Source organism: Pedobacter sp. PLR, assembly GCF_026239675.1.
In the GTDB taxonomy this organism is placed as follows: domain Bacteria; phylum Bacteroidota; class Bacteroidia; order Sphingobacteriales; family Sphingobacteriaceae; genus Pedobacter.
Window position 1 is genome coordinate 192,454 of the sequence record NZ_JAPIVQ010000003.1, and the last position, 26,565, is coordinate 219,018.

General features: G+C 40.7%; 22 protein-coding genes and 2 tRNA genes. 12 read left to right on the forward strand and 12 right to left on the reverse strand.

Annotated elements, in window-relative coordinates:
• Positions 1–31 precede the first annotated feature (31 nt).
• The 6 genes from ilvN to atpD all read right to left on the reverse strand — a co-directional run bounded on the left by ilvN (position 32) and on the right by atpD (position 7,550).
• Positions 32–649: an acetolactate synthase small subunit gene (ilvN, locus tag OQX61_RS07905; protein WP_265841111.1), complete on the reverse strand. Its 618-nt coding sequence runs from the start codon at positions 647–649 to the stop codon at positions 32–34.
• 9 nt (positions 650–658) lie between these two features.
• A complete protein-coding gene (gene ilvB, locus OQX61_RS07910) occupies positions 659–2,398 on the reverse strand; it encodes a biosynthetic-type acetolactate synthase large subunit (RefSeq protein ID WP_265841112.1) in 1,740 nt (579 codons plus the stop codon).
• 35 nt (positions 2,399–2,433) lie between these two features.
• On the reverse strand, positions 2,434–4,131 hold the full coding sequence (gene ilvD, locus OQX61_RS07915; RefSeq protein WP_265841113.1) for a dihydroxy-acid dehydratase: 1,698 nt from the start codon (positions 4,129–4,131) through the stop codon (positions 2,434–2,436).
• Between the two features lies 1 nt (position 4,132).
• Positions 4,133–5,023: a branched-chain amino acid transaminase gene (locus tag OQX61_RS07920; RefSeq protein ID WP_265841114.1), complete on the reverse strand. Its 891-nt coding sequence runs from the start codon at positions 5,021–5,023 to the stop codon at positions 4,133–4,135.
• Between the two features lie 756 nt (positions 5,024–5,779).
• Positions 5,780–6,022 carry an ATP synthase F1 subunit epsilon gene (gene atpC, locus OQX61_RS07925; RefSeq protein ID WP_265841115.1) on the reverse strand — a complete coding sequence of 81 codons (243 nt, stop codon included), beginning with the start codon at positions 6,020–6,022 and terminating at the stop codon, positions 5,780–5,782.
• Between the two features lie 22 nt (positions 6,023–6,044).
• Positions 6,045–7,550: a F0F1 ATP synthase subunit beta gene (gene atpD / locus OQX61_RS07930; RefSeq protein ID WP_265841116.1), complete on the reverse strand. Its 1,506-nt coding sequence runs from the start codon at positions 7,548–7,550 to the stop codon at positions 6,045–6,047.
• 239 nt (positions 7,551–7,789) lie between these two features.
• Here atpD and OQX61_RS07935 point away from each other — a divergent pair, with 239 nt between their 5' ends.
• The 4 genes from OQX61_RS07935 to OQX61_RS07950 all read left to right on the forward strand — a co-directional run bounded on the left by OQX61_RS07935 (position 7,790) and on the right by OQX61_RS07950 (position 9,536).
• On the forward strand, positions 7,790–8,704 hold the full coding sequence (locus OQX61_RS07935; RefSeq protein ID WP_265841117.1) for an SDR family oxidoreductase: 915 nt from the start codon (positions 7,790–7,792) through the stop codon (positions 8,702–8,704).
• A 19-nt stretch (positions 8,705–8,723) separates the two neighbouring features.
• On the forward strand, positions 8,724–9,188 hold the full coding sequence (locus OQX61_RS07940; RefSeq protein ID WP_265841118.1) for a redoxin domain-containing protein: 465 nt from the start codon (positions 8,724–8,726) through the stop codon (positions 9,186–9,188).
• Between the two features lie 109 nt (positions 9,189–9,297).
• Positions 9,298–9,371: transfer RNA gene (locus tag OQX61_RS07945), tRNA-Arg, on the forward strand.
• Between the two features lie 91 nt (positions 9,372–9,462).
• Positions 9,463–9,536: transfer RNA gene (locus OQX61_RS07950), tRNA-Arg, on the forward strand.
• An 84-nt stretch (positions 9,537–9,620) separates the two neighbouring features.
• Here OQX61_RS07950 and OQX61_RS07955 read toward each other — a convergent pair.
• Together OQX61_RS07955 and OQX61_RS07960 are read right to left on the reverse strand one after the other, a co-directional pair.
• The gene (locus OQX61_RS07955; RefSeq protein ID WP_265841119.1) at positions 9,621–11,564 is read right to left on the reverse strand and encodes a DUF2207 domain-containing protein; all 1,944 of its coding nucleotides are present in this window, start codon (positions 11,562–11,564) and stop codon (positions 9,621–9,623) included.
• Between the two features lie 9 nt (positions 11,565–11,573).
• Positions 11,574–12,053 carry a LemA family protein gene (locus OQX61_RS07960; protein WP_265841120.1) on the reverse strand — a complete coding sequence of 160 codons (480 nt, stop codon included), beginning with the start codon at positions 12,051–12,053 and terminating at the stop codon, positions 11,574–11,576.
• A 313-nt stretch (positions 12,054–12,366) separates the two neighbouring features.
• On the opposite strand from OQX61_RS07960, the gene OQX61_RS07965 reads away from it, so the two are divergent.
• The 3 genes from OQX61_RS07965 to OQX61_RS07975 all read left to right on the forward strand — a co-directional run bounded on the left by OQX61_RS07965 (position 12,367) and on the right by OQX61_RS07975 (position 16,422).
• Positions 12,367–12,915: an RNA 2'-phosphotransferase gene (locus OQX61_RS07965; RefSeq protein ID WP_265841121.1), complete on the forward strand. Its 549-nt coding sequence runs from the start codon at positions 12,367–12,369 to the stop codon at positions 12,913–12,915.
• Between the two features lie 13 nt (positions 12,916–12,928).
• Positions 12,929–14,149, forward strand: coding sequence for a crosslink repair DNA glycosylase YcaQ family protein (locus OQX61_RS07970; RefSeq protein WP_265841122.1), 1,221 nt, complete (start codon positions 12,929–12,931; stop codon positions 14,147–14,149).
• A 74-nt stretch (positions 14,150–14,223) separates the two neighbouring features.
• Entirely contained in the window at positions 14,224–16,422 is a 2,199-nt protein-coding gene (locus OQX61_RS07975) for a radical SAM protein (protein WP_265841123.1), read from the forward strand.
• A 147-nt stretch (positions 16,423–16,569) separates the two neighbouring features.
• Here OQX61_RS07975 and OQX61_RS07980 read toward each other — a convergent pair whose 3' ends face one another.
• Together OQX61_RS07980 and OQX61_RS07985 are read right to left on the reverse strand one after the other, a co-directional pair.
• Positions 16,570–17,034, reverse strand: a complete 465-nt coding sequence (locus tag OQX61_RS07980; RefSeq protein ID WP_265841124.1) for a DUF2147 domain-containing protein — start codon at positions 17,032–17,034, stop codon at positions 16,570–16,572.
• Positions 17,035–17,135: 101 nt separating this feature from the next.
• Complete coding sequence (locus OQX61_RS07985; protein ID WP_265841125.1) at positions 17,136–17,993, reverse strand: AraC family transcriptional regulator; 858 nt, start codon at positions 17,991–17,993, stop codon at positions 17,136–17,138.
• A gap of 88 nt (positions 17,994–18,081) precedes the next feature.
• Between OQX61_RS07985 and OQX61_RS07990 the strand changes: the two genes are divergently transcribed.
• The 3 genes from OQX61_RS07990 to obgE all read left to right on the forward strand — a co-directional run bounded on the left by OQX61_RS07990 (position 18,082) and on the right by obgE (position 21,414).
• Positions 18,082–19,284: an MFS transporter gene (locus tag OQX61_RS07990; RefSeq protein ID WP_265841126.1), complete on the forward strand. Its 1,203-nt coding sequence runs from the start codon at positions 18,082–18,084 to the stop codon at positions 19,282–19,284.
• Positions 19,285–19,722: 438 nt separating this feature from the next.
• Positions 19,723–20,292 (forward strand): adenylate kinase, encoded by a 570-nt coding sequence (locus OQX61_RS07995; protein WP_265841127.1) that lies wholly within the window; start codon positions 19,723–19,725, stop codon positions 20,290–20,292.
• Positions 20,293–20,409: 117 nt separating this feature from the next.
• On the forward strand, positions 20,410–21,414 hold the full coding sequence (gene obgE, locus OQX61_RS08000; protein WP_265841128.1) for a GTPase ObgE: 1,005 nt from the start codon (positions 20,410–20,412) through the stop codon (positions 21,412–21,414).
• 65 nt (positions 21,415–21,479) lie between these two features.
• On the opposite strand, the gene OQX61_RS08005 is transcribed toward obgE, so the two are convergent.
• Positions 21,480–21,962, reverse strand: a complete 483-nt coding sequence (locus OQX61_RS08005) for a GNAT family N-acetyltransferase (protein ID WP_265841130.1) — start codon at positions 21,960–21,962, stop codon at positions 21,480–21,482.
• Between the two features lie 26 nt (positions 21,963–21,988).
• Positions 21,989–22,894: a class I SAM-dependent methyltransferase gene (locus tag OQX61_RS08010; RefSeq protein WP_265841131.1), complete on the reverse strand. Its 906-nt coding sequence runs from the start codon at positions 22,892–22,894 to the stop codon at positions 21,989–21,991.
• 273 nt (positions 22,895–23,167) lie between these two features.
• Here OQX61_RS08010 and OQX61_RS08015 point away from each other — a divergent pair, with 273 nt between their 5' ends.
• Positions 23,168–24,748 carry a M1 family metallopeptidase gene (locus OQX61_RS08015; RefSeq protein ID WP_265841132.1) on the forward strand — a complete coding sequence of 527 codons (1,581 nt, stop codon included), beginning with the start codon at positions 23,168–23,170 and terminating at the stop codon, positions 24,746–24,748.
• A gap of 183 nt (positions 24,749–24,931) precedes the next feature.
• On the forward strand, positions 24,932–26,368 hold the full coding sequence (locus OQX61_RS08020; RefSeq protein ID WP_265841134.1) for a PLP-dependent aminotransferase family protein: 1,437 nt from the start codon (positions 24,932–24,934) through the stop codon (positions 26,366–26,368).
• Positions 26,369–26,565: the final 197 nt, after the last annotated feature.

Below are 26,565 nucleotides of genomic sequence, written 5' to 3' on the forward strand. Positions count from 1 at the left end.
TTAATGAAGATGCACAGGCATCTTCGGAGCATTACATGCTAAATACGTTTTTCTCTGCGTCAAGGAATTCGTTTTCGATCACATCCTGTCCTGGCTCTCTGCGCTCAAATTCTCTGAGTTTGCGGTTGAAACCATCGCTGTTCTTGATGATCGCTACCCTTGCACTTCTCACAAATTCGATCAGGCCAAAAGGTTGTAAAACCTCGATCAGCTTATCGGTTTCTTCACGGTGACCAGTAGTTTCAAACACCGTATAATCTTTACGGATCACGACTGCTCTTGCACCGTTTTCGCGAAGTAAACGTTCTACCGATACTAATTCTGCGATGGTATCTGTAGGCACTTTATAAAGCGCCATTTCCTGCCAGATGATATCCTCGTTGGTATTGAAATATACTTTCAACACTTCTACTTGTTTTTCAATCTGACGAGCCAGTTTACGTACCACATCTTCTGTCTCGTTAATCACGATATTGAAGCGGTGGATGTGCTCAATCTCCGAAGGGGAGGTGTTTAAGCTGTCAATGTTGATTTTTCTTCTTGAAAATATAATGGCAATACGATTCAATAAGCCGATTTGATTCTCGGTATATACAGTAATCGTAAATTCCTGTTTTTCATTTATTTCTATATCCTGGGAATTGCTCATGATCTTTAATTATTTAAGTCTGATTTCACTTACACTGCTACCTTGAGGAACCATAGGGAACACATTGTGCTCCTGGGCTACCATTACTTCTAAAAGGAAAGAACCTTTATGGTTTAACATTTCCTCTAATGAACTCACTAAATCTTCACGTTCTGAAACTCTTTTACCGGCGATATAATAAGAATCGGCAAGTTTCACGAAATCCGGACTGGTGATGTCCACGAAAGAGTAGCGTTTCTCATGGAACAACTGTTGCCATTGGCGAACCATGCCCAGGAACCTGTTGTTTAAGATCATGATCTTCACATCGATACCACTTTGCATGATGGTACCCAATTCCTGAAGTGTCATCTGGAAACCTCCGTCACCGATTACCGCAACCACGGTGCGGTCAGGAGCACCAAATTTAGCACCGATAGCAGCAGGTAAGCCGAAGCCCATTGTACCTAAACCACCACTGGTTACATTACTTCTGGTATGGTTGAATTTTGCATAACGACAAGCCACCATCTGATGCTGACCAACGTCAGTCACAATAATCGCTTCCCCTTTAGTCAAAATGTTCAATTGATTGATCACCTCACCCATAGTCAATTCTCCCTGACCAGGATTCAATTCCGTTTCAATGACAACTTCCTGTTCAGTTTTATCAAAAGCTCTGAATTCTGCTAACCATTCGGTATGTTTTTTCTCTTCAACTAAAGCAGTTAAAAGCGGTAAAGTTTCTTTACAATCTCCCCAAACCGGAACATCAGCTTTTACGTTTTTATCAATCTCAGCAGGATCAATATCTAAGTGAATCACTTTCGCTTGTTTCGCATATTTGTCTAAACGACCGGTTACACGGTCATCGAAACGCATACCGATTGCGATCAGCACATCACAAGAGTTGGTTTGTACATTGGGACCATAATTACCATGCATGCCCAACATCCCAACGTTTAAAGGGTGGTCAGTAGGAATCGCGCCGGCACCTAAGATCGTCCAAGCTGCAGGAATACCACTTTTCTCTACGAAAGCTTTAAATTCCTGCTCTGCAAATCCTAAGGAAACACCCTGACCGAACAAAATGAAAGGTTTTTTAGCGGAATTGATTAATGCTGCTGCTGCCTCAATATATTCTTTACGAACATTTGGTTTCGGGCGGTAGCTACGTACGTGATCACAAGGAACATAACCTGCGTAATCAAACATTTGTAACTGCGCATTTTTAGTGATATCGATCAATACCGGACCTGGTCTGCCACTGCGTGCAATGTAAAATGCTTTCGCTAATACTGCAGGGATCTCATTGGCATCCGTAATCTGGTAGTTCCATTTCGTTACCGGAGTCGTGATGTTAATCACGTCCGTTTCCTGGAAAGCATCCGTACCTAATAAGTGTGCATACACCTGACCGGTGATACAAACCATCGGCGTACTGTCGATCTGTGCATCTGCCAAACCTGTAACCAGATTTGTAGCACCCGGACCGCTGGTCGCAAATACGACACCCACTTTTCCGGAAGTACGTGCATACCCTTGTCCGGCATGTGTACCGCCTTGTTCATGGCGTACTAAAATATGTTTTAACTTGTCTTTGTAGTCGTAAATCGCATCATAAATAGGCATGATGGCACCACCTGGATAACCAAAAATGGTATCGGTACCTTCTGCTATTAATCCTTCCAATAAAGCCACAGAACCAGAAACACTTACTGTTTTCTTCGGTTCCGTTAAGGTGGTTGCTTCCTCTTGTGCTGTGTCCATTGTTTTTCTTTTAAGTATGGGGTTTCTTAAATTGATTAGTGAGTGTAGGCATCAGTAACGCAGCCTTCGCTGGCGTCGCTTACTTGTTTCAGGTATTTGTAAAGTACACCGCCTTTAACCGGTGGTGGTAATTGCTTCCAGACTGCTTTACGGTTCTCCATTTCTTCTTCTGTAATCTGAAGGTGTAAAGTGTTGTTTACTGCATCAATAATGATGATGTCATTGTCGTGTACAAAAGCGATATTTCCACCGTCCCAGGCCTCAGGAGTAATGTGACCTACCACAAAACCATGTGTACCACCAGAGAAACGACCATCAGTAATTAAAGCAACTGACTTTCCTAAACCTGCACCGATAATGGCAGAGGTTGGTTTCAACATTTCCGGCATACCAGGAGCGCCCTTGGGACCAACCTGTCTGATCACGACTACATCACCTTTTTTCACTTTACCACTTTGAATTCCTGCGATTAGTGATTTCTCACCATCAAATACACGCGCCGGACCTTCAAATCTTTCTCCCTCTTTACCAGAGATCTTGGCTACAGAACCTTTTTCTGCGATGTTACCATACAGCATTTGAAGGTGACCAGTTGCTTTGATCGGGTTAGTTACCGGAAGGATTACTTTTTGAGCATCAAAATCTAAGTCTAAAGCCGCTTCAACGTTTTCAGCAAGTGTTTTTCCGGTTACTGTGATACAGTCGCCATGAATCAAACCTACTTTCAAAAGATATTTTAAGATGGCAGGAACACCACCGATCTCATGAACATCTTCCATTAAATACTGACCGCTAGGTTTCAAATCAGCCAATACAGGTGTCGAATTACTGATCGCCTGAAAATCTTCGAGCTTCAAGGTTAATCCTACTGATTTCGCCATTGCGATTAAATGCAATACTGCATTCGTAGAACCACCCAATACCATTACCGTAACAATCGCATTGTGGAATGCTTTCTCCGTCATGATATCCGAAGGAAGGATGTTTTTCTCTAATAAAACACGAATGGCTTTACCAGCATGTAAACATTCTGCTTTCTTTTCGTCGCTTAAAGCAGGGTAAGAAGAGCTATAAGGTAAGCTCATTCCTAAAGCTTCGATTGCCGAAGCCATGGTATTTGCAGTGTACATACCGCCACAAGCACCAGCGCCCGGGCAAGTATTACGAATGATACCCTGGAAATCTTCTTCATCTAAATTACCTGCTAATTTCTCACCAAGGGCTTCAAAAGCAGAAACAATGTTTAAAGTTTTTCCTTTATATTTTCCGGAGTGGATACTACCACCATATACCATAATCGCAGGGCGATTTAATCTGCCCATTGCCATAATAGAACCCGGCATGTTTTTATCACAACCTGGCAATGCAATTACGCCATCGTAATATTGTCCACCACAAATGGTTTCAATTGAATCTGCAATCACATCTCTGGAAACCAAAGAATAACGCATTCCATCTGTACCGTTAGACATACCATCGCTTACACCGATCGTATTAAAGGTTAAACCGACCATTCCATTATCCCAGACACCATCTTTAACAATTTTTGCTAAATCATTCAGGTGCATGTTGCAGGTGTTTCCATCGTATCCCATACTTGCAATGCCGACCTGGGCTTTGTCCATATCTTCTTTGGTCAAGCCAATTCCGTATAACATGGCCTGTGCAGCAGGTTGGGTAGGATCCTGCGTGAATACTTTACTGTAGCGGTTTAATTCTGGTGATTGTGACATATTATATGATTACTTCGTAATTTTGTTTTTCTAACACTAAACATTTGTAAGTGCGTTGTATGGTGGCACCAACACTGTCAGTCCATCTCAATGGGAACTGATAGTCATCTATCGATGCAATTCCTGCAATCTCTGTAGCAGTACCACAGAAGAAAGCGCTGTCTGCATGTTTTAAGTCGGTTACCGACAAGTGTTTTTCAATGATTTCTATATCCAGGATATGACATAGCTCGATCACTGTAGCACGGGTGATACCTGCTAAAATATTGCCCAGTGGTGGTGTATATAATTTTCCGTTTTTCTCGATGAAGATATTTGCGCCCGGAGCTTCGGCGATGTTGCCATGCATATCTAATAATAGGGCCTCATCAAATCCATTGCGTTTGGCTTCGGTAGTGGCTAAGATGGAATTCACATAGTTGCCGCTTACTTTAGCTTCAATAGGAGAGGACTTTGGATTTGGACGCTCATAGCTGGACACGCCAACCTTTAACTGCCCGTTACCTAAGTAAGCACCCCATTCCCAGGCACAGATCATAATAGATACTTCTGTAGCTGCAACCAACGACATATTAGGCGCACAGGTAACCAGGGGACGGATGTAAGCATCTTTTAAATTATTCAACTGAAGTAACTTATAAGTTTGCTTGATCAGATCGTTTACATCCCATGGAAAAGGCATATTAACCAATTCTGCGGATCTCTTCAATCTTTCGAAATGTTCCCTGGCCTTAAATACCCTGGTTCCATTATGAGTTCGGTACGCCCTGATTCCTTCAAATACAGCGTAGCCATAATGGAGCGATTGCCCATATATATCGGCGGTTGTGTTGGCGGCTTTCTGGAACTTGCCGTCTAAGTATAACACTGTATTTGAATTGAAATATTTCATTGGTTAAAGCTCTAGGTATCGTGTTGGTTGTGGTATTGGTTCATTAAAAAAGCGCCACTTGTGGGGGGCGCTTGAGTTTATTTTTGTATTTAAAATATTCTATTGCAGCGCCTTACCCTTCTGAATTACCAGCAGAAGAATCACATTAATAATGACAATAATTAAGGCGGTGATGTTAAAGTTCATTTTAGGTCTTGTATTAGTAAGCTTTATTTGTTGTTGCTTTATAAATCCAATTTAGGTCTTGTGATCTATACTATCAATAGCTGTACAAAAATAAATGAAAAAAAATATAATTCTGATTTTGTATTGAAAAGACAAATAAAATATCTTGAAATAGGTGGTTTTAACTTCTTTACGTGGATGCTACTATACCAATTATGAAATCGGTATTCGGTATAGGTATTATGCTTGCATTGTATTTTAGCTCATATTCTGCCTAAAATCGGAGAATGGCCGAAAAAGTTGAAGAAAATACGACTAAAATATAGGTAGGTGACCAAATAAAAATTGGTGGTGTTTTCTGAGTAAATCAACCCCTGGTATAATGAGCTATATGCTAAAATACAAGAAGGATAAATTCCGGTGATGGGGAGAATCAGGAAAGGAAAGTGTGGTGCTGATAAAACTATTAATTCCAGAATAGGGGGAAGGCTGCGGAGCAGCGAATAGTCATGTAAAAAACTTCCTGCCAAAATCAAGGCACAAAAAAAAGGATGTCGTTTCGGACATCCTTTTTTTATTATGCTTTAAATATTAAGCAACCCCTTCGGCTAGAACAATAATCTTGTTTTTCAAAACCTCTACTACGCCACCTTTAATGTTAAAGGTTTGAGTACCTGTATTGGTTTTAACAATTACTGGACCGTCTTCTAAGGTTGAGATAATAGGAGCATGGTCATGCAAAATTTGAAATGAACCCATGGTACCTGGTACAGTAACAGCTGTTACTTCGCCTTCAAAGACTTTTTTATCTGGTGTTAATATTTCTAGTGTCATATTCAAAGTGTATGCGCTTTAATTAAGCGTTTGCTTCAGCTAATAGTTTTTTACCTTTTTCGATTGCATCTTCGATACCACCTACTAAGTTAAATGCAGCCTCTGGATATTCATCAACTTCACCATCCATAATCATGTTAAATGCTTTGATGGTATCTTTAATGTCAACCAACACACCTTTTAAGCCTGTAAACTGCTCAGCTACGTGGAATGGTTGAGATAAGAAACGTTGAACACGACGCGCACGGTGAACGATTAATTTATCCTCTTCAGATAATTCGTCCATACCTAAGATCGCGATGATATCCTGTAACTCTTTGTAACGTTGTAAGATTTCTTTCACACGTTGTGCAGTGTTATAGTGTTCGTCACCTAATACCGCTGGAGATAAGATTCTTGAAGTTGAATCCAATGGATCCACTGCAGGATAAATACCTAGCTCAGAGATTTTACGAGACAATACTGTAGTTGCATCTAAGTGGGCAAACGTTGTAGCCGGAGCTGGATCCGTTAAATCATCCGCAGGTACATAAACCGCCTGTACAGATGTAATTGATCCACGTTTAGTTGAAGTAATACGTTCCTGCATTAATCCCATCTCTGTTGCCAGAGTTGGTTGGTAACCTACCGCAGAAGGCATACGACCTAAAAGAGCCGATACTTCAGAACCTGCCTGAGTGAAACGGAAGATATTGTCAACGAAGAAAAGAATGTCTTTTCCAGCGCCTTCGCCATCACCATCACGGAAGTATTCTGCAACTGTTAATCCTGATAAAGCTACACGAGCACGAGCACCAGGAGGTTCGTTCATCTGACCGAATACCAATGTTGCTTTAGAGTCTTTTAGTTTTTCAGTATCAACCTTGCTTAAATCCCATCCGCCTTTTTCCATAGAATGAAGGAATTCTTCACCATAGTTGATTACACCAGATTCGATAAACTCACGTAAAAGGTCATTACCTTCACGTGTACGCTCACCTACACCAGCAAATACTGATAAACCAGCATACGCTTTCGCGATGTTGTTTACCAACTCCATGATCAATACAGTTTTACCAACACCAGCACCACCGAATAAACCGATCTTACCACCTTTAGCGTAAGGCTCTAATAAATCGATTACTTTGATACCAGTAAATAGTACTTCTGATTCAGTTGATAGCTCGTCAAATCTTGGCGGAGCATTGTGGATTGGTCTACCGTTAGTTTTATCAATCGTGTTGATACCATCGATAGCATCACCAACAACATTGAATAGACGACCTTTAATCTGATCACCAACAGGCATTTTGATAGGTGCGCCAGTATCTACTGCTTTCATGCCACGAACTAAACCGTCGGTTGAGTCCATTGCAATTGCACGTACGCGGTCTTCACCAAGATGTTGTTGAACTTCTAAAACGACCTTTTGACCGTTTTCTTTTTCAATCTCTAATGCAGAGAAAATTTGAGGTAAATGAGCATCGTCAGCAAAACTCACGTCAACTACCGGTCCTATAATCTGCGCTATTTTTCCAATGTTAGGCATATATTGTTTTGGGTAAAATTATAAATATCAAAATGTTAAAGGCCGTTTTCAGAGCCCACAATTCGGTTTGCAAAGTTAAGATTTTTCAACATAAATTGCATATATAAATAAAAAGTTTTTCCACAGTTTTTAAATCAATATTTTAGCCGGTATAAAACAAGGTACGAACAAGCCCTTTTTGACGTTAAAAAGAGAGTTTTTGGCGCTAAATAGGTATCATAAGGATATAAGGAAAATTCATGAAAACAATACTAGTAACGGGTAGCAATGGCCTTTTAGGGCAGAAAATCACGGAAAGAGTGCTCGCAACAAAACAGTTTAATCTGATCGCGACCGCAAAAGGGGAGAACCGTTACCCAATTAAAGAAGGATATGTTTATGCAGAAATGGATATTCTTAATGCCGCAAATGTGGAAGAAATTATAGCGAAATTTAAACCTGATGCAATCATTCATACCGCAGCAATGACCAATGTGGATACTTGCGAGGAGCAAAAAGAGCAGGCTTATGCGCTAAATGTGGCAGCTGTGAAGACACTTATTGGGGTTTGTGAAAAGTATGATGTTCAGTTGGTACACCTGTCCACCGACTTTGTATTTGACGGATTAAATGGCCCATACGATGAAGAAGCGCCTACCTGCCCCTTAAGTTATTACGGACAAACTAAAGTAGAAGCCGAAGAAGCACTAAAACAGTCTAAAATTAAATGGGCAGTTTTGAGGACCATTATAGTATATGGTATCGTGAGCGACATGAGCCGTAGCAATATTATATTGTGGGCAAAAGGAGCTTTAGAAAAAGGACAACCTATTAATGTAGTCAATGACCAGTGGCGTATGCCAACCCTCGCAGAAGATCTGGCCGACTGCTGCCTGCTTGCCGTAGCTAAAAATGCACAAGGCATATATAATGCTTCAGGGAAAGATATGATGAGTATCTCCGAACTGGTAGCTAAAGTAGCCGATTTCTGGAACCTTGATAAAGGACTGATTAAAGAGGTCTCTGCCGAAACCTTAAATCAAAGCGCTAAACGCCCGGCCAGGACAGGCTTTATATTAGATAAAACCATCCGCGACCTGGGTTATGCACCGCATAGCTTTGAACAAGGTCTGGAATTATTAAATCAACAATTACTTTCAATAGAAACCGTTTAAATTATAAAATAGATATACTATGGCATTACAAATTGGCGATCAAGCCCCGGATTTTAAATTATTCAGCTCAGAACTGAAAGAAGTATCCCTATCTGATTATAAAGGAAGGAAATTAGTGATTCATTTCTTCCCATTGGCTTTCACAGGCGTATGTACTGCTCAGTTATGTACCATGAGAGACAGCTTTGGTTATTATGAAGGTATGAATGCAGATGTAGTAGGTATCTCTGTGGATTCTCCTTTTACCCTGGCTAAATTTAAAGAAGATCAAAACTACCAGTTCCCTTTGCTTTCTGATTTTAACAAAGAAGAATCACAGGCTTACGGTGCTTTTTATGAAGATTTCGCATTTAACATGAAAGGAATTTCAAAAAGAGCTGCTTTTGTCATCAATGAAGAAGGAAAAGTTATCCATGCAGAAGTATTGGAAGATGCAGGGAATATGCCTGATTTTGACGCAATTAAGCGCTCAATTGAAGCCTAATCGCAGTTTTTAAGGAGTAGTGTTTGAAGTTTTTTTTAAATAAAGTTTGTATTTTCAATTTCAAACACTACTTTTGCAGTCCGATAACAAAACAACGTTTGAAGGAAATGCATTTGTAGCTCAATTGGATAGAGCATCTCACTACGGATGAGAAGGTTTGGGGTTCGAATCCCTACAAGTGCACGAAAAACCTTAGAGCAATCTAAGGTTTTTTTTGTTGATCTTTTCGATTAAAGGTCTTAAAACCGATAACGATACAACACAAATGAAAAATGCATTTGTAGCTCAATTGGATAGAGCATCTCACTACGGATGAGAAGGTTTGGGGTTCGAATCCCTACAAGTGCACATCACCGGAGTAAAAATTTTCTAAAGTTTTTTCTCCGGTTTTTTTATGCCTTAATTTTCTGGTAGTCTGGAAAGTAAGCTCAGCTACCATCCACCACCGCCTCCGCCGCCACCTCCTCCACCGGAAGAACCGCCACCGCTGCTTCCAGAGCTCCAGCTTGAACTCCCGGACGATCCGGAAGAAGAGCCTGTATCTGGCTTACTATCACTGACCGCGCTGCTAAATGGCACCATAAAACCTTTGGTAATCTGAGGATAATAGAACTTGTCGCCTTCATACCAATCAGGACTGTAATCAGCGGCATTGAGCAGCGCTTCAAATTTGGCGCCCCAGGCATTTTCTACATCAAGTGCAAGCGCATAAGGCAAGAATTTTTCAAACAATGCCGGGGTATGTTCTGGCGGGTTCAATAGGTTTAAACGATGTTCCTCTGCCGTTTCCAGATACATTTTAAATCCTTTTATCTTGCTTATAACATCAATTCCTGCTGCTGTAGGTGCACTAATCAGGTAAACATATAATGCATACATGATGGTGCTGGCTATGATGAATACAAGCGAAATTATGGGTAGTTTGCTCAGGTGAGAAAGGAACATATACAGCGGAGTACCACCGAACCCGACTCCCCAAATGATCAGGAAAATTCCTACAATTACATTTTTGCCTATCATTTTGAATCCTGCAAAGAAGCAGTATCCTCCGATCACGATAAAAGAACTGAAAAAAAGCAGCATCAAAGGAGTACCGGTTTCTACAAAAACCATGAATACAATAAAGACAGCCAACGTAATTAGCGTTGATTTGATGAGATGTGTTTTGTGACTAATGAAGAAACCTTTTAAGTCAAGCTGTGGTTTCAACCTGTCACGATGTGCATTCTTTGCTGCATTTATGGTCGAACCATTCGATTTATTGATGTATATTCTATTTCTTTTGTTGAGGAAGCGGACATAAATGGCCTCTTCTTCTTTCGACAGTACGTTTGTTAAGCCCGATGATTTTTCAACAGCGTAATCTTCTTTTTTGAGGCCTGCTCCCTGGCTGATTTTTATGACTTTTTTAACAGCCATATTGATGATCGAGATGGCAAAAGACTTATCATCTATTTTTTTTAGGTAAAAATAACGGAGTAAGGCCGGGGACCAGTTATTTGGAACATTAAAGCTGGGTATGATGACTGGTTCCTGCGGATCCCGTCCATAACGCGACCAGCTGATGTAATAGTAAGTGCCAAGACCAATCAACAACAGAAGTGTCAAGGTTATTTTCAGATAGTCCTGGTAAAAAAGTTCGAAATCAGATGGCCTGTGTATAATCCCTTTGGTAAAAGCTGAGGCCACAGTGAATCCACTTCCTGATGGCAGACTTTCAGTAGTCTGAAAGCTGATGGATTTGTCGGGATTGATGCTGATGCTGCAATTTTTACTGGTTGATCCACCAGGGCCGGTATAACAAGCTGTATTTCCGGGTAGGGCTCCATTAGGTAGTAAAATGGTAGCAGAGGCTTTTTCTATTTCGAAATCCCAGTCACTACCGGTAACATTCCAGTAAATTTCATCATAGGTTTTAAAGAAGCCGACTTGTCCTTTAGTCTGGTAATTGATTTCATAGGTGTAGACACCTGGATTAAGAATAATATCTTCATTCCCCATGTAGATACTGCGGACCCTACCATCGTTTTTGGTCTTGTAGTTTTCCTCCTTCCCATCCTTTAAAATGCTCGTTATTTTGAAATCTGCAGATTTTCTGTCGCCAAATATATCTTTACGATACACCGGGATGCTCCTGATAATACCGCGTTTAATCTGATCGCCAGATGCATAGACCTTAATTTTCTCAGACAGGTACATCATTCCTGAGGTATCAATCCTGATGTCGGTGTGAAAGGAGATAATTCTTTCAGAATGGTTACCCTGGTCAATTCCTGATGTCAGAGGTTGCTGCGCAAAAGTTCTTGTGAATAAAGTAGGGATGAGCAGTAATATCATTGACACCCCAGACAGCGCAAATAGATGTTTAAGTTTCATACTGGTGATTTAATAAGTAACCTTTACCGGTTCGCGTTCTGCAGAATTGTTTATTTCGAAGAAAATGCCGTTTTCGAATCCAAAGATGGATGCGATAAGGTTGGAAGGGAAGGATTGAACCTGAATGTTATTTTCCCTCACTGTACCGTTGTAATATCTTCTGGAGAGTTCAATTTCAGATTCTATGGTTTCCAGTTGAGTCTGGAGCTGTAGGAAATTGGTATTTGCTTTCAAATCGGGATAATTTTCAGCAATAAGCATCAATCTGCTGATGTTTTCTGTAAGGTGGTTCTCGGTGTTGATTTTTTCCTGATTTTGTGGGGTCTGAATCGCTTCATTACGCAAACGAACCAGGTCCTGCATCAGTTTTTGTTCATGACTGGCATAACCTTTAACAGTTTCAATGAGGTTAGGAATCAATTCATACCGTTTCTTCAAATACACATCGATCCCGCTCCAGGCTTCTTTCATCCTGTTTTTCTTGTTCACAAGTGTGTTGTAATAAAATATGCTGCCAGCTAGCAACAAGCAAATTAGGGCGATTAAGAGGTATAACATAGGTAGGAGAAAGATAGAAAAAATCCGGCTCTTTTTTTGTTCAAATAGTAGTTTTGAAGTTCTTCTAACATGAGTTTCCTATTTTATGGCAATTAAAAATACTGTGCCTATAGAAAGCTATCTTCAATGCAGGATGAAAAGTAAGATCGATGAAATGAGGTCAATATTGCTGGCAGGAATTGCTGCATCTTAAAAAAGCATTAGATTTGGTATGTAAAATGTAAATCGCATTAGATAATAAGTTATGATGAGCAGTAAAGAGCTGACCAGGATTAGTAAAGTTTTAAGCCTGGTGCTTAGGCATCAGCCAGAATTGATTGGTATTGAACCCGATCAACATGGCTGGGTGGATGTTAAACTGTTAATTCAACAGATGAACATCCACAACATTGTTGTAGATCGTGCCCTATTGGATCATGTTGTGGAAACCAATAGTAAAAAACGGTTTACTTTTAGTGACAATGGGGAACAGATACGAGCTAGCCAGGGCCATTCAATTGCTGTAGAGCTTGGTTATGTAGCACAGGTTCCGCCTGATATTCTTTTTCATGGAACCGCTGAAAAATCTGTTGAATCAATTGAGAATACCGGGCTGGAAAAACGTGATAGGCAACATGTACATCTTAGTCAGGATCTGCAAACAGCGAGACAGGTAGGAGGAAGACACGGTAAACCTGTTGTTTTTATGGTGCAGGCGAGTATGATGCATCAGGCTGGCTATTTATTTTATTTATCAGATAATAATGTCTGGCTTACAGACCATGTTCCTGTTCAATTTCTTGCTATAGGTTAAACATCATATGCCAATGGAACCTATTGTCTTAACGAAGCTGCAAGCAAGGAAAATCATCATTGAAGCCGCTGGACTTGCCCGAAAAGCTCAGTTCGGTACGGGAATCGAAGCTGTTTACCGGCTGATTGATCACCTGGGTTTCGTGCAGCTAGATACAAATTATGTCGTGGAACGTGCTCATCACCATGTGATGGCTGCACGCGTACCAGATTATCAAACAGAATGGCTGACGGAACTTTGCGAAGATGGCCGTATTTATGAATACTTCAGTTCAGATGCAGGTTATCTTCCTATGCGCGATTTCCGCTTTTCATTTCCTGTAAAACAAGTGTTTGAAACACAAGGCAAACCGCTTAGTAAACCTGAACACAATTTAATGAAGCAGATCATGGACCAGGTGGAACGAGAGGGGCCAGTGATGGTTGGCGATTTTGAGAACGATCGCTTTGAAGCCAGTACTGGTTGGTGGGATTGGCGACCGGCTAAAGTGGCACTCGAAAGACTTTACCTGGAGGGAAAGCTGATGATCAGTCGGAGTAAAACCTTTCAGAAAGTTTACGATTTGCCACTCAACTTAGTACCAGAGGACATAGACTTAAACATGCCCACCGCGGAAGAATACGCTCGTTTTATGATCTGCCAAACTTTAGGTGCCCTGGGGATTGCCTCCCTCAAGGAAATGAATTGGCGATCCCGTCGAGTAAAAGGCAACCTCATTAAAAAAGAGTTAGAAAAAATGGCTCAGAGCGCTGAAGTAAAAATGGTAATGGTAGAGGGCCTGAAAGCTCCGCTATACATGCTTCCTGATCAGGAAACTAACATTGAACTAGCTGAAGAAGTCTTCATTCTTTCACCTTTCGATATCCTGAATGTCTTCCGTTACCGCTTAAAAGACTTCTTCAATTTTGATTACCAGATCGAATGCTTTGTGCCTGCTCCCAAACGTCTCTACGGTTATTTTTCATTGCCTGTACTTGCAGGGGAAACTTTTATCGCAAGAATGGATGCGAAAGCTGATCGCAAACAAAAAACACTGATCGTCCATAACATCCATTTTGAAGCCGTTGAGCTCGACCAAATCACGATGGAGAAGTTTATTGAGGCTTTAAAAGTATTCGTACGGTTCAATCAATGTCAGGATATTATTTTCAAACGATCCAATAATGAAACTTATCTGCAAGCCATCAGGAAAAGTTTTTTTGAATCTGCCTGGTCCGGTATCCTGCCCCTGTAACCAGAGCGGCTCTTTTTTGTTTTCATGGCATGTTAAAGTATTATTGTATTTTTGTAGCGTAATACAATTCCATTTTGAAAACAGATCTGTTCCTTGTTACTCCTCCCTTTACCCAGCTGAATACCCCGTATCCTGCAACTGCCTATATCAAAGGTTTTTTGAATACTAAAAATATCTCTTCCACCCAGGCGGATTTAGGTATTGAAGTGATTTTGGCCTTGTTCTCCAGAAAAGGACTGGAAGACCTTTTTGCGCATGCCGGGAAAAAAACTGCTCAGCCAAAAGGCTTAAATGCAAAGCGTATTTTGGCTTTAAAAGACGAGTATATCAAGACCATTGACGCGGTGATTGCTTTTTTACAAGGCAAAAACCCAACCCTGGCTTTGCAAATTTGTCAGGAGGATTTCTTGCCGGAAGCTTCCAGATTTGAGCAGTTGGATGAACTGGATTGGGCATTTGGTAGCATGGGTACGCAAGATAAGGGCAAGCATCTGGCTACTTTATATCTGGAGGACATCTCGGATTTCATCATTGAATGTATTGACCAGAATTTTGGTTTCAGTCGTTATGCCGAAAGATTAGGCAGAAGTGCTAACTCATTTGATGAACTTTATGAGGCCTTAAATCAGGAATATACCTATATGGATAAACTCCTGATAGCTATTCTGGAAGAAAAAATAGCATTGATTCAACCTAAGTTATTCTTAATCTCTGTTCCTTTTCCCGGGAATTTATATGCCGCTTTCCGATGCGCACAATATGTGAAACGGAACTATCCTGAGATTAAAATATCAATGGGTGGCGGTTTTCCTAATACAGAATTACGTTCCCTTTCTGATAAAAGAGTATTTGAGTTTTTCGATTATATCTCCCTGGATGACGGGGAATTACCAGTCGAACTGATCTACGATTCGGTTACAAAACCAGGAGATTTTCACCTGTATAAAAGAACCTTTCTATTAGAAAATGGAGCGGTTGTTTATAAAAATGATGCATTAAGAAGCGATTATAAGCAGACAGATGTAGGCACACCAGATTATAGCGATCTAAAGTTGGATCAATACATTTCAGTGATTGAAATTGTAAACCCAATGCACCGCATGTGGAGCGACGGTCGCTGGAACAAACTGACCATGGCACATGGTTGTTATTGGGGGAAATGTACTTTCTGTGATATCTCTTTAGATTATATAAAGGTCTATGAACCTGTTGCCGCTAAACTGATTGTAGACCGGATCGTAGAGTTAAGTGAAAAAACGGGGCAGAATGGCTTTCACTTTGTGGATGAAGCTGCACCGCCAGCCTTAATGCGGGAAGTTGCACTGGAGATCTTAAGAAGAAAAATATCTGTCACCTGGTGGACAAACATCCGCTTTGAGAAAAGCTTTACCAGGGATTTATGCATTCTGCTTAAAGCATCAGGCTGTATCGCTGTTTCAGGTGGTTTAGAAGTAGCATCGGATAGGTTATTGAAACTAATTGACAAAGGAGTAACGGTTGAACAAGTAGCCCGTGTGACCAGGAATCTGACGGAAGCAGGGATATTGGTGCATGCTTACCTGATGTATGGCTATCCAACACAAACTATTCAGGAAACGGTAGACAGTCTGGAAATGGTCAGACAATTGTTCGAAGCAGGTGTTTTACAATCGGGTTTCTGGCACCAGTTTGCAATGACCGCCCATAGCCCTGTAGGCCTGTATCCAGAGAAATTTGGTGTAGTCAAGGAAACAGAAACTATCGGAACCTTTGCCAATAATGACATCAATTACATCGATAAAACAGGAATAGACCATAATAAATTTAGTTTCGGCTTAAAGAAATCGCTGTTTAACTTTATGCATGGCATTTGCTTCGAGTATAAACTGCAAGAGTGGTTTGATTTTAAGATTCCCAAAACAGAGATTCCCGCAGATTTTATTGAGAAAGCTATAAAAGAAGAAAGTAAGCTGAATACTAAACCAACGGCTAAAGTGGTTTGGCTAGGGGGGAAGCCCGATACAGAAATCTTTACAAAGTATAAGAAGAATAAGCCTCTGGAGACAATGGTCTTAACTTTTCATGATAAAAAGGAAACCTTTACCATTCAGACCAATAAAAATGAAGGAGAATGGCTGATTTCCATCTTACAGAAAATTGCCGCTTCCAATACTCAGGTTTACACCTTCCAGGAAATTAAAGCAGATTTTGAGAAATCAATGGAACATTTTGAATTATTCTGGTACTCAGAACCAATCTATAATTTAAGAGATTTTGGACTGTTAGTCTTATAGTCATTCATCGGATTCGATATGTTATTATTTTTATTGAATGCTGTCGGACTTTTTCTATTGAATGCTGCAAATGTTTGATTTCCTCTTTTTTAAGAGGGTTCTTGAAGAGGATTCACAGATTAAAGCGTAAAGCAGAAAATCCGGTGATTATTTAACCGGCATAAAGTCCACACTTTTAGAAAATATCTTAAAACGCCAGTAGCCTTTAACCCTTAGCAGGCCTTTATTGGTGATAAAAGCATATGAACTCCACTCTTTGCCAGTCAATGCATCATAAATAACGCCATCTTCCCAGCTGTTGGACTCCTTGTTAAACTCCAGTAATTTAAGGATTTCGAGGCCAAGGATTTTCCGCTGCCTCAAAGCAGGATCAGGATTCTGATCGTCTCTTCTCATTTCTGCAGGCCTGCTTAAATTATCAGTATCATCGAACCAGACTATTTTTGCCTTGTATTTATGATTCTGTTTATAAACCTCTACAATCAGGTTCTTTTTTTCAGTGATCCATTTACCCACAATACGGTCAGGGTTCCTGTGCTGTTCTTGAGGAAAAGCCGGAACCGTAAAGAATAAAGCCAGTACTAAGGATGTTAATAAAAATAATCTGCCCATACTAAAACTACCTCTACCGGTCATGTTGGAAATGATCTTCGCCTATAGAAGGTACGGACAAAAATTGAAAGGAATGGGATAAGAAGACAGAATAAATTCGGTTAAGAGATCATTTGACCATTATCATTCCTGCTCAATACTTCCTCCCGGGCATTCGCATACCTTTTCAAAAACTTCAGGAAATGACTCAGGTCATTAAATCCAAACTCATTACTGATTTCTTTTTTAATCTTCCCACCGGAATTGAGCTGTGTCTCAATTAGTTTGTATTTATAATCGTCAATATACTGCTTAATAGAAACCTTTACCTGTCGCTTAAATAAGCTGCTCAGGTAGTTCGGGGAAAAGTTGAAATGTAGCGCCAGAACATTCAGTTTTAAAGATTCCGGCTGATGAATATGTGCATGGATGAATTCAATAATTGAAATGACCAGATCACCATTGGAAGAAGGAGTCGTCATGATATTTCCAATCACATTTCTTTTGAGAATACTGAACACTGCACGTATCAAATGAAACATCACCTCATTACCCAAGCCGGCGTTCGCCTCCCATTCCTGGACAATCAATCGCATCAACTGCTCGATTTTCTCCATATCCTGCTCAGATTTCAGCAGACAAGTATCATAAGTAGCTGCAATGGCCAGTAAATGATCTACCAGCTTCCTCCAGACTGCCGGAGTCTTTTCATTTGAAACTCCTTCCAGATACAGGTTATTAAACTTCAATACACTGAATTCTGTGCGTTCACTGATCTCAAAAATATGTGCATCCTGTGGTGCCAGCAAGAATAAACTTCTCCCGGAATAAGCCTGATCTACCTGGTTATGGGAATGAATCCCTTTTCCGGAATGAATAAACACCAATTCATAGTGGTCATGGTTGTGCAAAGGAAAAGGCCATTTTTCCGTCTCAAAGTGCCTTACAAACAAGGCTTCATGCTGAATAAATCTTTTCACAGTTGCTTTTTACAAGTATAAGATGAATATCTACCATTTATAGAATTGTCCGGGTAATAGCTTTGTGGCATTCATCAAATGATCAATTATGTTACCCAATCAAAATACAAAGATACGCGTAGGAGTGATTCCTTTAATGGCAGTTTCCGCAGGTATTATAGTAGCAAACGTGTATTATAACCAGCCGATTCTTAAAGAAATCGCCATAACCATGGATGCTTCGGAAAGCGAAATCGGGAAAATCTCCATGATATCACAGCTGGGATACGGACTGGGCATGTTCTTTCTGCTGCCTCTGGGCGATAAAGTAAACCGAAAAAACCTGATCATTCTACTTGCCTCATTATTGTGCTTAACGCTGGTATTAGTGAGTTTTTCAAATACACTTTTGCAAATCTCCGTACTCAGTTTTTTTGTCGGATTATTTTCTACTCCGGCACAGATCATACTACCGATGGCTGCGACTTTAGGTAAAGAAAATCGTGGGGCAACAGTGGGGAAAGTCTTTAGTGGGATTCTGGTCGGGATTTTAGGGGCAAGGGTGATTGCCGGCCTCCTTACCGAATGGTTTGGCTGGCGTTCTGTATTCGGACTTTCCGCAGTTATGGTGCTCACTATGACTGTGCTATTGAAATTATACCTGCCCGAAGCACCGGCAAAATTCAAAGGGAATTATGGTAGTCTGCTCAAATCCACCTTATCATTAATTAAAGAGTACCGTGTCCTCCGGCAAGCAGCGATACTTGGCGCCTTCACCTTTGGTGTTTTCTGTTCCTTCTGGACCACGCTGACTTTTCATTTGAGTGCCCCGCCATTAAATTTTCATGCCGGAACTATTGGGTTATTTGGCCTGATTGCTATTGGAGGCGCGCTTGTAGCCCCTTACTTTGGGAAACTGGCGGATAAAGGAAGCGTGTATAAATCATTGCTGATCACGGTTTCTATGATCATTGGGAGTATCATACTTATTAAATTATTCCCTTTTTCTATAGCCGTACTCGTGATCAGCGTATTCTTTCTGGACATCGGCGTACAAGCCACACAAATTACCAACTTCACCCGGATTTACAGTCTGGATGAACAAGCGCACAGCCGACTGAACACCATCTACATGACGACCTATTTTATCGGGGCTGCGGTGGGGACTTACGGCGGTTTGCTGGCCTGGAAGTCCGGAGGCTGGGAAGGAGCTACCTGGCAGATGCTCGCATGGAGTAGTATGGCCCTGATTATTGTGCTACTTTCCGCAAGGATAAAGATGTTAATTCCGACAAAAACACCAGCCGTATAATTTTTTTGTAAACTGTTTTTTAGGTACTGAACACCATAGTGTTATATTTACACGATGTTTACAGCTGTTATTAACATAAATAGGAGATTCATGGCTAAGAATTTGTCAAAAATTAACTATACTAAATTAATAATTATATATTTGCAACCTCAAAAGGACTTTACTTGTTTTGAACGTTAAAACAGGTAATTCGAGCTAAATTTACCGTCTTTCTTTAGGAAAGCTGCAATTTTACCCTCGAATCCTCGAGAAATGGTCTCCAAAATGATAGGCTGGTTTTGAAGACTGAAAGTATCAGATGATTAGAAATCTTTTTGTTTGCCGGGTGGATTTACCAGGTAAGAATTTAAGGCTGGGATCATAGGAATAATTACACTAAATAGGAAACTAAAGTCCCGGGCGAAAGCTGCAGACTTTCTAAATTTAAAGACAAACCAAATGCTTAATTTTGTTCTCTTTGGCCCACCGGGTGCAGGCAAAGGCACTCAATCTCAGAAATTGATCGACCAGTATCAATTGATTCACATTTCCACAGGTGACCTTTTTAGGGATCACATTAAAAATCAATCACCATTAGGGCAGAAAGTAAGTGAGTTGATCGCAGACGGACAATTGGTTCCTGATGAGATTACCATCGCTATGCTGGAAGAAGAAGTGGACAAAAACCCTGGAGCTAAAGGCTTTATTTTTGACGGGTTTCCACGTACAGTTCCACAGGCAATTGCATTGGATGAATTCTTAGAGAGCAAAGGCAGTAATATTGCAGGTGTAATCGCTTTAGATGTTGATCAGGAAGAATTAACCAAACGTATCGCTCAACGTCAGTTGGAAAGCGGTCGTGCGGATGATCATGCAGATAAACTGCAAAAAAGAATCGACGAGTATTTCAGCAAAACTATTCATGTTTTGCCGTATTACGAAGCACAAGGTAAACTAAGTAAAGTGAACGGAATCGGTAATATCGATACGATCTTTACAGAGTTACGTGCGGTTGTTGATCAGTATTAGTAAAAAAGATGTGCCGGAAACTCCGGCATATTTATCATAAATTTGATGCTGAATTAAATCAGTATCGCAAAAGCCCGACTTTATAAGTCGGCTTTTTTATTTTTAAAAAAGAAGGTTATGTCGCAAGGTTCTAATTTTGTAGATTATGTTAAAATATGCTGTCGCTCAGGTAAGGGCGGAGCAGGGTCTTCACACTTGCACCGTGATATACGCACTTCTACGGGTGGTCCTGATGGTGGTGATGGTGGACGCGGTGGACACATCATACTAAGAGGAAACTCACAATTCTGGACTTTACTCCACTTAAAATATCGTAAGCACATCATCGCTAAGGATGGTGAGCCGGGATCAAGTGGTACTTCTTCCGGTAAATTCGGTAAGGATGAAATTCTGGATGTACCCCTGGGAACCATCGCTAAAGATGCAGAAACAGGTGAAGTACTTTTCGAAGTAACGAAAGAAGGAGAAACAAAAATCCTTACTTCAGGTGGCCGTGGTGGATTAGGTAACTGGCACTTTAAAACGCCAACCCTGCAAACTCCACGTTTCGCTCAACCAGGTGAATCTGGTAAAGAGCAATGGATGGTACTGGAATTAAAAGTACTTGCCGATGTAGGTTTAGTAGGTTTCCCTAACGCAGGAAAATCAACATTGCTGTCTGTATTGTCAGCAGCGAAACCAGAAATCGCAGATTATCCATTTACTACTTTAGTGCCAAATCTGGGTATTGTGGCCTATCGTGGCGGCAAGTCATTCGTAATGGCAGATATCCCTGGAATTATCGAAGGGGCCTCAAAAGGTAAAGGATTAGGATTCCGTTTCCTTCGTCATATCGAAAGAAACTCAGTATTGTTATTCATGGTACCAGCAGATACACACCGTACCATTGCTGAAGAATATGAAATTCTTAAAACAGAACTGAGAGATTACAATCCGGAATTGATGCAGAAACCTCATTTATTAGCAATCACTAAATCTGATATGTTGGATGATGAGTTGATGGCAGAAATGAAAAAGGATATTCCTGCACACGTTCCATCGATATTTATCTCTTCTGTAGCTCAAAAAGGCTTAACGGAATTGAAAGATATGTTATGGGAATCAATTAATGCAGAAGCATAAGTAACGAATGCAGCTGGATAAATAAGTATCCACAACATCGAATATAAGAAAAACCTTTCCTTTGCCTAAACGGTAGAAGAAAGGTTTTTTAGTTTTTTCTCCATGCAAATACTACCGGCCACATTTTCATACTGGCCATAATTCGGGATCAGCTGATAACCTCTTTTCTGATACAAAATAACCGCTTCTTTTTGCTTCTCACCAGTTTCCAGAATACACCTTTCATAGCCCATTTCCTGAGCCCAATGTTCCAGATGAGCAAGGATTTTTGAGGCGATGCCGGTATTTCGAAACTCGGGGTGTACAAACATACGTTTCAGCTCCATGGTGGCGGAGTCATACTCCTTTATGGAGCCACAAGCTATCGCTATGCCTTCCATATAAGCGATAATCACATGTTTGATCTCATCAGTTTTATTGAACTGCCTGAAAAAGGACTGCGCTTCCTCCCCATTGTTTTCATTCAGGTTTTCATCTAAAAGTGCAATCAGTTTCCTGAAATCTAAATGATCAGGATTAGTTCTGCTAAGGTGTACGTTACTATTCATGGCATGTCATTTTCGCCTGTTAAACCTTAATTAAGGTATGGATTTTTTGGAATATTTTGTAATTTATAGCCCTCTTTTTTAAGTAGTTGCAGCTCTTCTGCTGTGGGGGATTCCTTGAAAACAATTGCTGATAACACTTGTCCGGGAATGATCTTTAACTTCAATAACAGGTCAAGAATTGATTTTTTAAGGTAAATAGACCTGAACTTTTTATTCTTCTTGTCCGCAGTAATTCCTTCCGCACCGCTGAAATAAAAGTTCGGATTGATGCGCTTAAAAGCAACCAAAGGCAGATTCAGTCCGGCAGCAAATTTCTCAAATTCCCGCTCTGATACCTTATAGACAAAATTACCCACCGGCTCGTAAGAAAACCGGTTTTTCCATACTTTGGAACCCAGGTTACTCCGAATAGAATTTAAGGTATTTACCATAAACAACAACAAAGGCATTTTGGAAATAGGATCCTGTGGTTCAATGATCACAATTCCCTTTTTACACACACGGATCATTTCATATAAAGCCGAGTATGGTCTTGGAAAATGATGGTAAGACTCCTTGCAAAGCACGAAATCATAACTATTGTCTTCAAAAGAGAGTTTTTCGGCATTCTCCGACCGGAAATCATTCACAATCCCTTCCTGATGGGCAATGCTCAGGAAATCGGTGTTAAGGTCCGTAGCGGTGGCCTGATTGCCATTGCTGAGAATGTATCGGGCATCAAAACCATAAGCATCACCAACAGTCAGCCATTTTTGAGCTTTATTTTTCAAAAGCGGATTCAGGCAATCAAAAAAAAGACGCTGTAGCCAGTAGCCTATACTGGTGGTATCCGCGTATCGGCTTCTTTTAAAATAATCTGATTTAGCCTCCGGTGTCGGAAACTTCTCATTGTACCACTTTTCATGGAGCTCATAGCTTTCTTTGTGAAACATTTACTGGTTGGCGTTTAGGTTATACTAAATCTAGTTATTTTTTATCCTTAAGAATTAAACGTAAATGTTAAATTGTGTTAATATTGACTTGATACGAAGTAAGTTAGGGTGTCGGTAGCAGCTGAGTAGCATTTGTAAAGTAGGATAACGTTAGAAAAGGCTTGATCTTTGCACCTGAGAACAGTAAATCTATTCAACAGGAACAGATACACCATAAAAAATTGAGCTGCCTGATTAACCGGCACCATAACCCTTAAAAAACACCCTGAAAGAATGAAAAAATACCTGATAATCCTCTTTGTATGTTTTAGCAGTATCGGTTTTGCCCAGGATAAATATTGGCAGCAAGCCGTAAGTTATAAAATCGATGTTGCCTTAAATGACCAGGCGAAAACGCTCAAAGGTTCAGAACACATCGTTTATAAAAATAACTCACCAGATACCCTCGACTTTATCTGGTTCCACCTCTGGCCAAATGCCTATAAGCAGGAGTCCACCGCTTTGTTCCATCAATTGAAAAATGATACCAGCAGAATGAAGAAAATGGAAAAGTACAGCTTCGGCAGTATTGACGGCTTAAATTTCAAGGTGAATGGAAAGACTGCCATTACGGAAGCCCATCCAAATCCACAATACATCGATATCATCAAAGTAAAACTGACCAGCCCTTTAATACCTGGAGATTCGGTTAACATCAGCACTGATTTTAACGTAAAACTGCCTTCCTATTTCTCCAGATCAGGCTTTGCCGATGGAGAATTTATGATTAGTCAGTGGTATCCAAAACCTGCTGTATTCGATAAAGATGGCTGGCATGAGTTCCCATACCTCGATATGGGAGAGTTCTACAGCGATTACGCTTCTTTTAAGGTGAACATTACTTTGCCTGCTGATTATGTGGTAGGCGCCACCGGAGTACTGCAAAACGCGGACGAACTGGCCCTTTATAAAAAACTGGGTGCTGAAAACACGGCCAACAGAACAGGAAAACCAGCGCTTTATAAGTCCATTCATAAATCAGCTATCAAAAAGCTAAGCTATGAAATCGACAATGTGCCTGATTTCGCCTGGTTTGCCGCAAAGAATTTTGTGATCCAATACGACACCATACAACTGGGGTCCGGAAAGGTAGTAGATGCCTTTACTTATTACCATGATAAAAAGAAGACATTGTGGAACAGTAGCATCGATTATACAAAAGATGCCGTAAAACATTACAGCAAATGGATTGGCGAGTATGAATATCCCGTAGTACAAGTGGTAGAGGGCCCGGCCAATAATTCCAGTGGCGGAATGGAATACCCAACCATCACGCTGATCACCAGTCCTGATGCTAAAAAAGAAACCTTAGATGCAGTAATTGCGCATGAAGTAGGACACAACTGGTTTATGAGCATGTTGGGCAGTAATGAGCGCAAGCATCCCTGGCTGGATGAAGGATTAAACAGTTATTTTCAATTCAGGTATGAAGCAGAAAAGTACCGCAGCAATAGTCTCTTTGGGGATGCCATTCCTGAAGCCGTTAAGAAAATGCCGGAAAAGGATTTTTTAACCAGTATATACAATGCTTTAGGCTCCCTTCCGATGAAGTCGGCTATCGAAACCCCTTCGGATAAATTCAGCAGTTCTGATGAATACAGCATGGCTTCCTATGTGAAACCCGCTTTATGGCTGTTTATCCTCGAAAATGAAGTAGGAAGAGAAAAAATGGATAAAGCTTTTCAATATTATTTCAGCCGCTGGAAGAATAAACACCCGCAACCTGAAGACCTGAAAGCTGCCTTTGAGACCTCCTTAGGGGTTAATCTGGACGGTTATTTTAAGCTGATTGACAAAGAAGGAAGCTTTAAATAGTATTTTATCCACAAGGTTGTTCACATAGTTCTCCACCTGTTATCCACCCTTTATCCACAGGGGTTGTTCACATTTTAGGCTGGAAATGATGCGGTTATCAACCGCATAAAACAGTGAAATTTTCAAAACCAATGCTAATGGAAAAATGTTAAAAATATATAAATTCGGTATCTAAGTTTTCCAATGAATAAGTATAGATATGAAGAGATCTCTGCGGAGATCGCGCTTAACATTACCGAAGGAAGGTTAAAACCAGGACATAAACTTCCTTCGGTCAGGAGCTTGAAACAGCAATACAGTGCAGGCTTAAGTACGGTTCAGAAAGCTTACGAGCTTTTAATTATTATGGGGCTGGTAGAGTGTATTCCCAAATCTGGTTATTATGTGGTCCTGGCGAAAGGCTGGGATAACGGTTCGCAAATCTCCGTCCCCGGCCAGATCCGCTTAAGGGATGAACTGTTTAGAAATAATTTGCAGGCCATCAGCACCAGTCCGGACCCAAACCAGCGTCACCGGACCAGCGAATTTAATGTGGCTACTCCGGATGATACGTTCATTCCTCAGAAAATGATCCTGAGAAATATGCAGGAAGTCATTAGAGAAAAAGGGACCAAAATACTCAGGTATTACCCGCCTAATGGCTCTGAACCTTTGAAAGAGCACATTACAAAACGTGCCGCCTTAAACCATGGGAATTTTGATGCTGAAGGATTGATCATTACCGACGGTGCATTACAGGCCTTCTATATTGCATTGGCTTCGGTAACCAGTCCCGGGGACGCAGTAGCGATAGAAAGTCCATGTGTGTTTTCGATGTTACAGGTATTAAGAACCCTGAAACTTAGAATAGTTGAGATCCCGGTATTGGATCCTGAAGGTTTTGACCTGAATTTTCTGGAGGAAACTTTGAAAAATATCCCCATAAAAGCCATTGCGCTGACGCCAAATTTTCATAATCCGACGGGCTTTCTGATGTCTGATAAAAATAAGCTCAGATTACTGCAAATCGCTACTGCGAGAGATATTCCAATCATTGAAAATGATGTGTACGGAGATCTTAATTTTCATGATCACCGACCAGGAAATATCAGTTCAATGGACGATAGCGGACTGGTTATGACCTTTTCTTCTTACTCTAAAACCCTGGCTTCAGGGATCCGTTTGGGCTGGCTGTTTACTGGTAGATATTTTAAAGTTGCTGAACAGATCAAATTCGCATTGGGCAGTTCCGTATCACCGGTTTATCAGGAAACGATGCTGAAAATTTTAGCGACAACCAGTTATGAGCGTCATATTCGTAATTTTCGCATGAAACTAGCCAGCCAATGCTATCAGACCATGGAATTGATTTCCACTAATTTTCCGGATAAAACACTTATTTCTACCCCAAAAGGCGGATATAGCATCTGGCTGAAATTGGATAAGAGTATTGATATGGCCAAATTTCATAACCATTGTCAGGAGATCGGGGTACGCTTTACTCCTGGCCACACTTTCTCTTTTAGCAATGCTTTTCAACAGTATTTCAGGATCGTTTTTGCGGTTAAGTATACCCGGCAGAGTGTCGACGTTTTGAGGCAGGCAGGGGTATTGGCGGGAAATTTGAATAGGGAGGAGTAAAGCGGGCGCCAAGATCTGTACCCCATCGGTTTAAGGGTACTGACCCCCTTATCCGGCTCCGTAATACTTACTTTTGACCATTATTGAAGGTTTGATCCGGAATAAAGATCAAGCCTGGACAATGATTAATCAGGAATAACGATTAATCCTGATTACTGATCAACCGGGAACGATGATTGATCAGTAATCATTAAAGG